12 protein-coding genes are annotated in these 12,226 nt (G+C 58.0%); 9 read left to right on the plus strand and 3 right to left on the minus strand.

What is annotated here, in order from left to right:
- Nucleotides 1-10: 10 nt before the first annotated feature.
- The 3 genes from J2X72_RS19065 to J2X72_RS19075 all read right to left on the minus strand — a co-directional run bounded on the left by J2X72_RS19065 (nt 11) and on the right by J2X72_RS19075 (nt 3,533).
- On the minus strand, nt 11-1,390 hold the full coding sequence (locus tag J2X72_RS19065; RefSeq protein ID WP_310074542.1) for an aspartate aminotransferase family protein: 1,380 nt from the start codon (nt 1,388-1,390) through the stop codon (nt 11-13).
- Nucleotides 1,391-1,409: 19 nt separating this feature from the next.
- A complete protein-coding gene (locus tag J2X72_RS19070) occupies nt 1,410-2,903 on the minus strand; it encodes an NAD-dependent succinate-semialdehyde dehydrogenase (protein ID WP_310074544.1) in 1,494 nt (497 codons plus the stop codon).
- 135 nt (nt 2,904-3,038) lie between these two features.
- Entirely contained in the window at nt 3,039-3,533 is a 495-nt protein-coding gene (locus J2X72_RS19075; RefSeq protein ID WP_310074546.1) for an Lrp/AsnC family transcriptional regulator, read from the minus strand.
- Between the two features lie 86 nt (nt 3,534-3,619).
- On the opposite strand from J2X72_RS19075, the gene J2X72_RS19080 reads away from it, so the two are divergent.
- The 9 genes from J2X72_RS19080 to doeA all read left to right on the plus strand — a co-directional run bounded on the left by J2X72_RS19080 (nt 3,620) and on the right by doeA (nt 12,226).
- Nucleotides 3,620-5,005 carry a PLP-dependent aminotransferase family protein gene (locus J2X72_RS19080; protein WP_210004167.1) on the plus strand — a complete coding sequence of 462 codons (1,386 nt, stop codon included), beginning with the start codon at nt 3,620-3,622 and terminating at the stop codon, nt 5,003-5,005.
- 125 nt (nt 5,006-5,130) lie between these two features.
- Nucleotides 5,131-5,928, plus strand: a complete 798-nt coding sequence (gene ehuA, locus J2X72_RS19085; RefSeq protein WP_310074549.1) for an ectoine/hydroxyectoine ABC transporter ATP-binding protein EhuA — start codon at nt 5,131-5,133, stop codon at nt 5,926-5,928.
- Between the two features lie 53 nt (nt 5,929-5,981).
- The gene (gene ehuB / locus J2X72_RS19090) at nt 5,982-6,830 is read left to right on the plus strand and encodes an ectoine/hydroxyectoine ABC transporter substrate-binding protein EhuB (RefSeq protein ID WP_310074551.1); all 849 of its coding nucleotides are present in this window, start codon (nt 5,982-5,984) and stop codon (nt 6,828-6,830) included.
- A gap of 79 nt (nt 6,831-6,909) precedes the next feature.
- On the plus strand, nt 6,910-7,569 hold the full coding sequence (gene ehuC / locus J2X72_RS19095) for an ectoine/hydroxyectoine ABC transporter permease subunit EhuC (RefSeq protein WP_310074653.1): 660 nt from the start codon (nt 6,910-6,912) through the stop codon (nt 7,567-7,569).
- A 9-nt stretch (nt 7,570-7,578) separates the two neighbouring features.
- Complete coding sequence (gene ehuD / locus J2X72_RS19100; RefSeq protein ID WP_310074553.1) at nt 7,579-8,235, plus strand: ectoine/hydroxyectoine ABC transporter permease subunit EhuD; 657 nt, start codon at nt 7,579-7,581, stop codon at nt 8,233-8,235.
- Nucleotides 8,236-8,246: 11 nt separating this feature from the next.
- Nucleotides 8,247-9,026, plus strand: coding sequence for an ectoine utilization protein EutA (eutA, locus tag J2X72_RS19105; protein ID WP_310074554.1), 780 nt, complete (start codon nt 8,247-8,249; stop codon nt 9,024-9,026).
- A gap of 3 nt (nt 9,027-9,029) precedes the next feature.
- The gene (gene eutB / locus J2X72_RS19110) at nt 9,030-10,031 is read left to right on the plus strand and encodes a hydroxyectoine utilization dehydratase EutB (RefSeq protein WP_310074556.1); all 1,002 of its coding nucleotides are present in this window, start codon (nt 9,030-9,032) and stop codon (nt 10,029-10,031) included.
- Complete coding sequence (gene eutC, locus J2X72_RS19115) at nt 10,019-11,011, plus strand: ectoine utilization protein EutC (protein WP_310074558.1); 993 nt, start codon at nt 10,019-10,021, stop codon at nt 11,009-11,011. The genes eutB and eutC overlap by 13 nt, the downstream gene beginning before the upstream one ends.
- A gap of 33 nt (nt 11,012-11,044) precedes the next feature.
- Nucleotides 11,045-12,226 (plus strand): ectoine hydrolase DoeA, encoded by a 1,182-nt coding sequence (gene doeA / locus J2X72_RS19120; RefSeq protein ID WP_210004179.1) that lies wholly within the window; start codon nt 11,045-11,047, stop codon nt 12,224-12,226.

Genomic DNA, 12,226 nt, shown 5'->3' on the forward strand with positions numbered 1-12,226 from the left:
CTTTGCTACCTCAGAGTGTCTTGGCCACTGACTCAACAGCGTCAGCAGCGGCTTTGACGACGATATCCGCTTCATCCCGTGTCAGGCACAGGGGCGGCGCGAAACCGAGAATATCGCCTTGCGGCATGGCGCGGCCGATGACGCCCCGGTCAGCCAGTGCAGCTGCAATGCGCGGTCCGACTTTCAATGCCGGATCGAAGAACTTGCGGTCGTCCTTATCCGCAACAAATTCCACGGCCGCCAGCATGCCGTCGCCGCGGACCTCGCCAACGATCGGACGATCAGCCAGCGCTTGCGTCAACTGGCTCCGGAAATAAGCACCTGTCTCACCTGCATTGGTCACGAGATCGAGCTTGTCGATCAATTCGAGGTTGGCAACCCCGGCAGCCGTGCAAATCGGGTGTGCCGAATAGGTCCAGCCGTGACCGAGCGCGCCCAACATATCCGAGCCTTGCACCAGCACCTGCCAGACCTTGTCGGAAACGATGACGCCCGACAGCGGCGCATAAGCGGAGGTCAACCCTTTCGCGATAGTGATCAGGTCCGGTTTGATACTGTAGTGGTCGGAACCGAACATGGTCCCCAGACGGCCAAAGCCCGTCACAACCTCATCGGCGATCAGCAGGATGTCGTATTTGTTGAGAACAGCCTGGATTTTTTGCCAGTAGTGCGCCGGCGGCGGCACAATACCGCCCGTGCCGAGGATCGGTTCGCCGATGAACGCCGCCACCGTTTCCGGACCTTCGGCCAGGATCATCTCCTCAAGCTTGTCGGCGCAATGCTGGGAGAATTGCTCCTCGCTCATCGAGCGGTCATCGCGGCGGAAATAATAGGGCGCCTCGGTGTGCAGGATTGGCGCACGCGGCAGGTCGAAAGCATTGTGGAAAAGTTCAAGGCCGGTCAGGCTGCCAGTCATGACTCCGGAGCCATGATAGCCGCGCCAGCGCGAGATGATCTTCTTCTTTTCCGGACGTCCGAGCACATTGTTGTAGTACCAGACCAACTTGATGTTGGTCTCATTGGCGTCGGAACCGGACAGACCGAAATAGACGCGACTCATGCCTTCCGGCGCGCGGTCAATGATCATTTTAGCCAATGTGATCGACGCATCGGTGCCGTGCCCGACATAGGCGTGGTAATAAGCGAGTTCCTTGGCCTGCTTGGCAATCGCGTCGGCGATTTCCGTCCGGCCATAGCCCACATTGACGCAATAAAGCCCGGCAAACGCGTCGATGCTCGTCCGTCCCGTACTATCGGTGATGTGAACGCCCTCGCCGCCCTTGATCACCCGGGCCGGCGTTTCGCCACGCGCATGTGTGCCCATATGCGTCGAGGGGTGGAAAAAATGGTCCCTGTCCCAGGCATTCAGTTCGTTGGAGCGGTCAAGCATGATGATTTCCTTTAGAATTTTAGTGCGTATCGATGCAGAGATATTTGAGTTCGGTGAAAGCCTCGATCCCATGACGCGAGCCCTCGCGGCCAAGCCCTGACTGTTTGACGCCGCCGAATGGAATTGGCGCGCCGGTGATTTTCACCCGATTGATCGCGACCATGCCGTATTCGAGTTTGCGTCCAAGACGCAGCATGCGGGCCCCGTCCTTCGTGACGGCATAGGCGACAAGACCATATTCGGTGGCATTGGCCCGTGCGATGACCTCGTCTTCGGTTTCGAACGAAGTGATCGCGGCGACAGGGCCAAACGTTTCCTCGTGCATGATCAGCGCATCGTCGGAGACATTGGTCAGAAGCGTCGGCTCGTAAAAGAGCGGGCCAGCTCGATGGCGTTTACCGCCGGCGAGGCAATTCGCCCCGCGATCCAGGGCATCTGCGACTTGTTCTTCCACCTTCTGCACCGCACGTTCGTGCATCAGCGGCCCGATATCGGTGCCTTCGGTTAGTCCCGGTGCGACCCTGAGGTCTCCAATTCGCTTGGTAAGTGCCGTGGCAAAAGCGTCTTGAATTGAGCGCTCGACATAGATGCGATTGGCTGCGAGGCAATCCTGACCCGACGTTGCGAATTTTGCGTCGATGGCGATGTCAACCGCGCGGTCGATATCGGCGTCGGCGAAAATGATCAACGGCGCATGGCCCCCAAGCTCCATGATCAAGTTCTTCATCGTCGGAGCGCATTGGGCGGCGATCAAACGACCAATTTCCGTCGAGCCGGTGAAACTCAAAGCTCGAACGCGCGAATCTTCGCACAGACGTCCGACAATGGTGGCTGCGTCGCCTGTGACAATGTTGAAAACGCCACCGGGAATACCTGCGCGGTCGGCAAGTTCGGCCAATGCCAGCGCCGATAGCGGCGTTTCTGACGATGGATGCGCAACGATCGTGCAGCCGGCCGCCAACGCCGCCGCAGCTTTTCGCGTCAGCATTGCCGATGGAAAGTTCCATGGCGTAACGACTCCGACAACGCCCAAGGCCTCGCGCCGGACAATCATTTCGGCATGCGGCAGATGACTGCTAACGCTCTCCGCATTGAGCCGTTTGGCTTCTTCCGCATACCATTCGATAAAAGATACAGCATAGTTGATTTCGCCGCGAGATTCGGCCAGTGGCTTGCCCTGCTCCAGCGTCATGATCAAAGCCAGATCATCCTTGGCTTCGACAATCAGCTCATACCAGCGGCGCAGCTTGGCCGTGCGCTCTTGCGGCAAGAGATCCCGCCACGCCGGGAATGCCTTTGCCGCGGCGTCGATCGCAATTGTCGTTTGATCGGCATTGAGTTTCGAAACCCAACCGATTTTGGCACCAGACGCTGGATCGCTGACCTCGAACGTCTGACCCGCGTCTCCCGCTGTCCAATGGCCGTCGACATAGGCCAATTCGCGCAGCATGCGGCGGTCACGCAGGCCGTCGAGGGCCGGATGGCGGTCTGGTCGTGCGAAATGAGCGGACATGCGGTTCTCCCGAAAACGTTCGGTACAAGACTCGCATGAAGATGAAGAGAGAGAGGCTGTTTACCGTTGCTATCCAGGAGAGATTGTCTGCATCAGGACCGCATTGAAGAGAGATTGACCGGCTAGGGTCAGGACCTAGGGATCGGTTGCCGTCACGAGGTCGGCGACAGGCAGAATAACGTCATCCTTAACCGTCTTGGTGACGATATAGGTGAAATAGCGGTCTATCCCGATTTCGCGCTGCAAGAGCCCATCTACCAGACGCTGATAGGCATCGATATCCCGCGCCATGACCTTCAGCACATAGTCCACGCCGCCACCGACGGACCAGCACGCCACAACCTCGGGTATGGTCTTGATCGCCCGCTCGAACCGGTCGAAATCCGCCTGGCGGTGCGCCCCAAGGGTCACTTCCATCAGTACGGTCGTTACCGGCGTTACCAGCCGCAGAGCAATACGAGCATGATAACCGGTGATGATTCCGGCTTTCTCCAGCCGGCGCAAGCGCGTCCAGCAGGGCGTCGGCGAGATGCCGACGCGTTCGGCCAGGGCAAGTTTGGTGATCCGGCCCTCGCGCTGAATCTCGTCAAGAATGCGAATATCGATCGGATCGAGCTTGATTGATGTCATGTCCCGCCTGTTTAAAATTAATCCAATAACCATGACGTTGTGATTTTTCGATTGTCAATTGCACTGACTTGGATCACTTATAAATCATGACATTTTGGCGCCCCGATCCGACAACCCTCCGCCGTCCAGCCTACCTCTCGCTGGCCGAACAGATTGCACGTGCCATCGCCGATGGCAAACTCGAGAGCGGGGCGCGCCTGCAAACCCATCGGCAAATGGCCGACGACTTGCACCTCTCAGTGCAAACCGTGAGCCGCGCTTATGAAGAATTGATCCGGCGCAATCTCATTTCCGGTGAAACCGGACGCGGTACGTTCGTGCGCTCGCTGCGCCGCGAGCCCGATCCGCCCTATCTGCCCGAACGGCTCGGCGAAGTCATTGATCTCTCGATATTAAAACCGATCTGCGAGCCCATGCACCTGGATCGCATGAAAAAGGCGTTGGGCTGGCTCGCGGAGAATCTGCCTGCGAGCTCGGCACTCTCCTTTCGGCCTAATGTGGTGTTTCCACGCCATCGCGCTGTTGCGGTGGAATGGCTGCGCGCCTGCGGACTTGATGTCCCGGCTTCAAATATCAGCCTGACCAACGGTGCGACTGCGGCCATGAGCGTGGCGTTGATGAGCGCTGCACCGCCCGGCTCGAAGGTCGCCACCGAAGGCATCGGCCATCACACACTGACTCCGCTCGCTTCTTATCTTGGTCTGACGCTCGAGGGTCTGACGATCGACGATCAAGGGATTATTCCGGAGGCGCTGGACGCTTGCTGCCGGGAGAGCGGTATTCGCGCGGTTTTCGTGCAACCATCGGTGATCAATCCAACCGCCACGCTGATGGGCGTCGAGCGGCGCGCCGCCATTGTCGAGGTAGCACGCCGACATGATATTGCGATCATCGAAAGCGACATGCTCGGTCCGCTAGTCGAGAACCGCCCTCCGCCGATCGCGGCGTTGGCGCCGGAGCGGACGCTCTATTTCACCAGCTTCACAAAGATCGTCGTGCCGGGATTACGCATCGGTTACCTGGTCGCGCCGGATCGTTACGTGGCTGCTGTCGCCAATCGTCATCTTGTATCGAACTGGATGGCAACGCCGATTGTCGCAGAGATCGCAACGCGCTGGGTTTCGGACGGTACGGCGCTCGAATTGGTGAATTGGCAACGCGAAGCGCTTCGCACAAGGCACGCCACAGCGTCGGAAGTTCTATCCGGCATTCCGTTTCTGTCGCATCCGCAAAGTCTTCACATCTGGTTGCCGCTGACCGGAGACCGGACCGAGGAGGCCTTCGTGGCCCATGCAAGACTGCAAGGCGTGGCGATCGCCACGGGTGCCTCGTTTCGCATATCAAACCATCCCTGGCATCCGGCCGTGCGTATTTCGCTCGGCTCGACAACGGAAGCGGAATTGCGTTCCGGCCTCGGAGTCGTGGCTAATTTGCTGCGGGGTGATCTCGAACATCTGTTGCTCGCGATTTAATCGTCTCGCCTGAAAATTCAGCACGATCATCTATATTGTCATGATTTAATTTTTACAATTGACATGATTTCATAAGTCTCCCATCGTTAAGGGCACGAGGCTGTCTCAACCAGGAGGAGACATGCATGCCCCCAACGAACACCGCGCCGATTATCGAGATCAACGGCATCAACAAGAGCTTCGGCGCGTTCAAAGTTTTGAACGACCTGTCGTTTAGCGTTGCGCCGCGCGAAAAGCTGGCTTTGATCGGGCCATCCGGGTCTGGCAAGACGACTATCCTGCGCATTCTGATGACGCTGGAAGGCATCGACAGCGGTGAGATCCTTGTCGACGGAGACAGTCTCTATCAGATGCAACGCAACGGCAAGTTGCAACCAGCCGACGATGCTCATTTGCACAAGATGCGCGAAAAGATTGGCATGGTCTTTCAGCTGTTCAATCTTTTCCCGCATAAATGTGTTCTCGACAATGTCACGCTCGCGCCGATGTTGACGAAAGGTGTGTCGCGCAAGGAAGCAGAGCATCACGCCATGGAATTGCTTGATATGGTCGGTCTTGCCGACAAGGCAAGGTCCATGCCGTCGCAATTGTCCGGCGGTCAGAAACAGCGGGTCGCCATTGCGCGCGCGCTCGCACTCAAACCGAAAATCATGCTGTTTGATGAGGTCACCTCCGCACTCGATCCTGAACTGGTCGAAGAGGTGCTGAATGTTCTCTGGAAGCTTTGCCGGGAAACCGACATGACGATGCTTCTTGTGACCCATGAAATGGGCTTTGCCCACGACTTCGCCGATCGCGTTCTTTTCTTTGATCGTGGACGCATTGTGGAGGATGGCAAACCCGACGAAATCTTCCGCCATCCCAAACAGGAAAGGACGCAGGCCTTCCTGAAGAAGATCATCGCTGCCGGTCACCGCGTCTGAAGACGGGAACCCCGACGATTAGCAACACAAGAAAAACCAAAGGAGCTGGGAACATGACCAAACTACCAACCATCAACGCATTGCTTGGAGCGGTGGCACTTTCGGCCCTCGTGTCATCCTTGCCTGCCAAGGCGGACGAGGCACTCGAGAAGCTGAAGGCGCAGGGTTTTGCCCGTATCGCCATTGCCAATGAACCACCATTCACGGCCGTCAAGGCGGACGGCACCGTGTCCGGCGCCGCCCCGGATGTCGCGCGCGCCGTGTTCAAGAAGCTCGGCGTCAACGACGTCGTGGCATCTATCTCTGAATATGGCGCAATGATCCCCGGCCTACAGGCTGGACGTCATGATGTCGTTACTGCCGGTCTTTTCATGAAGCCGGAGCGTTGCAATGCCGTTGCCTATTCCGAGCCGATCCTTTGCGACGCAGAAGCATTCCTGGTGAAGAAGGGTAATCCAAAAGGCTTCAAGAGCTATGCCGATATCGCCAAGGATGAAAAGGCAACCATCGGCGCGCCGGGCGGCGGCACTGAAGAACGTCTCGCACTCGAAGCCGGTGTGCCGCGTGACCGGGTGATTGTCGTTCCGGATGGCCAGAGCGGCCTGAAGATGCTGCAGGATGGCCGTATCGACACCTATTCGCTGCCGGTTCTGTCGATCAACGATCTGGTCAAAAAAGCCAATGATCCGAATATCGAGGTCGTCGCTCCTGTACAAGGCGCCCCGGTCTATTGCGACGGCGCCGCATTCCGCAAGAGCGACACGGCGCTTCGCGACGAGTTCGACAAGGTTCTCGCTGAGATGAAGACCTCGGGCGAATTCGCCAAGATCATCGAGCCTTATGGTTTCTCGGCAAAGGCGGCGATGTCCACCACCCGCGAAAAGCTCTGCGCAGCCAAGTAGTTACGCGCGAGGCTTCGACCGCTTCGTATAACAACGAAGCGGTCCCATGTTCTGCAATTCCAGCAAAGGTGGCGTAGCGATGGGCCAATGGGCCGGCTATCTGCAACTCATTCTCGACGGCGCTGTCGTAACCATCAAGCTGACGCTGATGGGCTCGGCGCTGGCGCTCGTGATGGCGTTCCTGGCGGGTCTCGGCCGTTTGTCGCGCTTTGCGCCGGTGCGCTGGCTAGCGACCGCCTATATCGAATTCTTTCGTGGCACCTCTATCTTCGTTCAGCTGTTCTGGGCCTATTTCGTGCTCCCGCTTTTCGGCTTCACGCTGACGCCCTTGCAAGCCGGCGTCCTCGCACTTGGCCTCAATGTCGGAGCTTATGCCGCCGAAGTGGTGCGCGGCGCTATCAAATCCATCGGCAAAGAACAATATGAGGCCTGCACCGCGCTCAATTTCAATCGTTGGCAGGGCCTTCGACACGTGATTTTGCCGCAGGCCTTCGTGCTGATGCTGCCGACCTTCGGCAACAATGCCATCGAGCTCCTGAAAGCATCGGCTGTCGTCTCGCTCATCTCTCTGTCCGACATGACATTTCAGGCACAAGTGGTACGGGCACAGACTGGGAGCACGCTGTTTCCGTTCCTGACAATACTCATTCTCTATTTTGCCATCGCCTGTATCATCTCCTTCGCCATTCGCGGCCTAGAGCGTCACCTGACGCGCGGCCTTGACGGCATCAGGTCGTAGGAGGCAGCGATGGAATGGGATTGGGCTTTCGTCATTCAAATTCTTCCGACCCTCATCGAGGGCGCGAAGATCACAATCCTTGCGACGGTGCTTGGATACGTGCTGGCTGCGATTGTTGGTCTTGCCATCGCGATCATGCGCCGATCAAGGAACAAACTGATTTCGAGGCCAATGGGCTTCGTTGCGGAATTCATTCGCGGAACACCCCTGTTGGTGCAGCTTTATTTCATTTTCTACGTGCTGCCGGATCTCGGCCTGACACTCTCGCCGCTGGTAGCCGGCGTAATCGGTCTCGGTTTGCACTACGGAACCTACACCGCCGAAGTCTATCGCGCCGGCATCGACAATGTTGCGCGTGGACAGTGGGAAGCGGCCAAAGCGTGCAATCTCAATGCCTGGCAGACGTGGACGCAGGTCATCCTGCCACAAGCCTTGCCGCCCATGATCCCCGCTCTCGCCAACTATTTCATTGCCATGTTCAAGGAAACGCCGCTTCTATCCGCAATTACGGTGCTTGAACTGATGAACCAGGCACGCAGCATCGCCAACTACAACTACCGCTACATTGAGCCGATCACACTCGTCGGAGCGTTCTTCCTCATCATCAGCCTGATTTCCGTCGTCGGGCTGCGTTGGCTGGAACGCCGCTATGGCAGGATCGACTGAGGAGCATGACCATGGACGCCTCCCCTACGATCCGCCAAACCGCCATGGCCTTGGATTTTGACGATCGCCCGCTCAATAAACGTGTCGGGCTTGTGATCCTCGCTACCGATCACACCACCGAACCGGATTTTCAGCGCATGGTGGCGAGTGATCGCATCGGTCTTTATGCGGTACGCATTCCCTATGCGAACCCGACCACGCCAGACAATCTGCGGCTGATGCAGCCTTCGCTTACGGAAGGCACGGGCCTCATCCTGCCAGATGAAGATCTCGATGTGATTTGCTATTCCTGTACCGCTGCTTCTGTGGTGATCGGCGACGACGAGATTGAAGCTGCCATCAACCTTGCCAAGCCCGCCGTGCCGGTTGTGACGCCGCCGCTTGCAGCCGTTCGTGGATTGCAGGCGCTCGGTGCAAAACGCATCAGCATTCTCACGCCCTATACGATCGAAACCAGCACGCCCATGGCGGATTATTTCGCAGCCAAGGGATTCGACATTGCCAGTTTCACCTGTTTCGGTCTCGACGACGACCGCGAGATGGCGCGGATCAGTCCGCGATCGCTGATTTCCGCCGCTCAAGAAGCGATGGCGAGCGACGCCGACGCGCTGTTCATTTCGTGTACGGCAGTTCGGGCGGCGGGCATTGCATTTGCCATCGAACAAACAATCGGAAAACCTGTTGTCAGCAGCAATCTTGCGACTGCCTGGGCGACACTGCGCATATGTGACGATCTTACGCCTCGCCCGGAATGGGGTAGTCTGATGACTCAATCCATGGCGGGTTGGTGAGCCATGACCAATAAATTGGTGACCATCGTTGAGATTGTGAGGGCGCGCCAAGCGCTTGCGGGCAAAGTGGCGCGTACCCCTACCATCAACTCGGTATCCTTATCGGAAATGACGGGCCTGCCGGTCTTTCTCAAGCTCGAACACCGGCAGACTACGGGCAGCTTCAAGCTGCGCGGTGCTACCAATGCCTTGAGCCAGCTTTCCGGAGCTGAAAAGCAACGCGGTGTGGTGGCAGCATCCACGGGGAACCACGGCCGCGCCCTCGCCTATGCCGCACATCTGGAGGGCATACGCGCCATCATTTGCATGTCCCGGCTTGTCCCGCGGAACAAGGTGGATGAGATTCGCCGTCTTGGCGCCGAGATCCGTATCGTCGGCAATTCACAGGACGATGCGCAGGAAGAAGCAGATCGGCTCGTACTGGAAGGCGGCCTCACTATGGTGCCGCCTTTTGACAACGCTTCGATCATTGCCGGTCAAGGCACTCTTGGTCTTGAAATCATTGACGCCGTTCCGGACGTCGACACCGTCCTTGTCCCGGTGTCGGGCGGTGGTCTGGCCTCTGGTGTTGCGGCGGCGGTCAGGGCCAAGCGTTCCGCTGCGAAGGTCATTGGTATTTCGATGGACCGAGGCGCCGCCATGCGCGCTAGTCTCGATGCTGGCAAGCCTGTGCTTGTCGAAGAAAGCGAGAGCCTGGCGGATTCGCTTGGCGGCGGGATCGGGGTTGATAACCGGTTCACCTTCGCGATGGTCCGCGACCTGCTGGATGATGTGATCCTGCTCTCGGAGGACGAAATCGCTGCCGGAATGGCTCACGCATACATGCTCGAACGCGAAATAATCGAAGGTGCGGCGGCCGTTGGCATAGGTGCGCTGCTCGCTGGAAAAATCAAGGCGAAGGGGCCTGTCGTCGCCATTCTTTCCGGCCGCAATGTCGACATGGAACAGCATCGGCGGATCGTCTGTGCGGATATCAGCGAAAGGGCGGAACCATGCCCCGCATGACGATTCTTACCGAAGCGGACTTGCGCAAGATCGTGTCCCTCGATCTCGACGCGATTGCCTGCGTGGAATCTGCATTCGAAGCCTTGGCAACCAGGGCTGTCGCCATGCCGCCTATCCTGCGGCTCGACATTCCCGAACATCGCGGTGAAGTCGATGTAAAGACCGCGTATGTTCCGGGTATCGACGGTTTTGCCATCAAGATCAGCCCCGGTTTCTTTGACAATCCCAAACTCGGCCTGCCCAGCGTCAACGGCATGATGGTCCTGCTCAGCAGCCGCACCGGTCTGGTGGAAGCCCTGTTGCTCGACAATGGCTATCTCACCGATATACGCACGGCAGCTGCGGGCGCAGTTGCAGCAAAGCATCTGTCGCGGCCCGAATCCAGTGTCGCCGCTATATTCGGTGCCGGTGTTCAGGCGCGCCTGCAACTCGAGGCCCTGACCTTGGTTCGTCCAATCAGGCAGGCGCTGATCTGGGCTCGCGACATCGATAAAGCCCAGCTGGTGGCAAACGAGCTCACTGAAAAGCTTGGTATCCCCGTCAGCGCCGTACACGATCCGGAAAAGGCTATTTGCGATGCGGATGTCATTGTGACGACAACACCCTCGTCCCAGCCAATCCTGCAATCGACCTGGCTGCAGCCGGGTCAGCACATCACCGCCATGGGTTCCGACGCCGAACACAAGAACGAGCTCGACCCCGCCATAATCACCAAATCCGACCTCTACGTCGCTGATAGCCTCAAACAAACTCGCCGCCTCGGCGAGCTTCATCACGCCATTGAATCCGGACTGGTTGAGGCCGATGCGCTCTTCTCCGAGCTCGGTTCAATCATCGCCGGTTCGGCAAAAGGCAGGTCGTCACAAGAGGCAATCACTCTCGCCGATCTGACCGGCACCGGCGTGCAGGATACCGCCATCGCAACGCTTGCCCGTGATCGCGCCGGACAGATGGGCGCTGGAACCAAATTTGAAAGTTGATATGGGCTTCGGCCCAAGCATGAGGAAACTGATATGACAGAGCCAAATCTCAAATTCACGCGGCAGGAATTCACCGAACGATTGCAGAAGACCCGCGCGGCGATGCAAAAGCGCGGCATTGATCTTCTGATCTGCAGCGATCCCTCAAACATGGCGTGGCTGACGGGATATGATGGCTGGTCTTTTTATGTGCATCAGGCCGTGTTGGTACCACCGGAAGGCGAGCCGATCTGGTATGGCCGGGGCCAGGATGCCAACGGTGCGAAGCGCACGGCCTATCTCTCGATCGACAACATCGTTGGTTATCCGGATAACTATGTTCAGTCCACCGAACGCCATCCTATGGACTATCTGTCAAAAATCATTGCGGAGCGTGGCTGGGACAAGCTGACCATTGCCGTCGAGATGGACAATTACTGGTTCTCGGCCGCTGCGTTCGCGTCCTTGCAGAAACATCTGCCGAACGCCCGCTTCGTCGATGGCACCGCGCTCGTAAACTGGCAGCGCGCGGTGAAGAGCCCGACTGAAATTGACTACATGCGCAAGGCCGCCCGTATCGTTGAGCTTATGCACCAGCGGATCGTCGATAAAATCGAGCCGGGCATGCGCAAGTGCGATCTTGTCGCCGAGATTTATGATGCTGGCATCCGTGGAACCGATGATTTCGGCGGTGACTATCCCGCCATCGTGCCACTGCTTCCTTCGGGGGCAGACGCTTCGGCGCCGCACCTTACGTGGGACGACAAGCCGATGAAGGTGGGCGAAGGCACCTTTTTCGAGATTGCCGGCTGCTACAACCGTTACCACGTTCCCCTGTCGCGCACGGTGTTTCTCGGCAAACCGACCCAGGAGTTTCTGGACGCAGAAAAAGCCACGCTCGAAGGCATGGAAGCCGGTCTCGCCGCGGCGAAGCCGGGCAATGCCTGCGAAGACATCGCCAATGCGTTCTTTGGTGTCTTGAAGAAATACGGCATCGTCAAGGATAACCGCACCGGTTATCCGATCGGTATTTCCTATCCGCCGGATTGGGGCGAGCGCACCATGAGTCTGCGTCCGGGTGATAGAACCGAACTCAAGCCAGGCATGACGTTCCACTTCATGACCGGCCTGTGGCTCGAAACCATGGGCCTTGAAATCACGGAAAGCATCCTGATCACCGACACTGGCGTCGAATGCCTTGCCAATGTGCCGCGCAAGCTCTTCGTCAAAAACTGA

The organism is Phyllobacterium sp. 1468 (genome assembly GCF_031455525.1).
Taxonomy (GTDB): Bacteria; Pseudomonadota; Alphaproteobacteria; order Rhizobiales; family Rhizobiaceae; genus Phyllobacterium.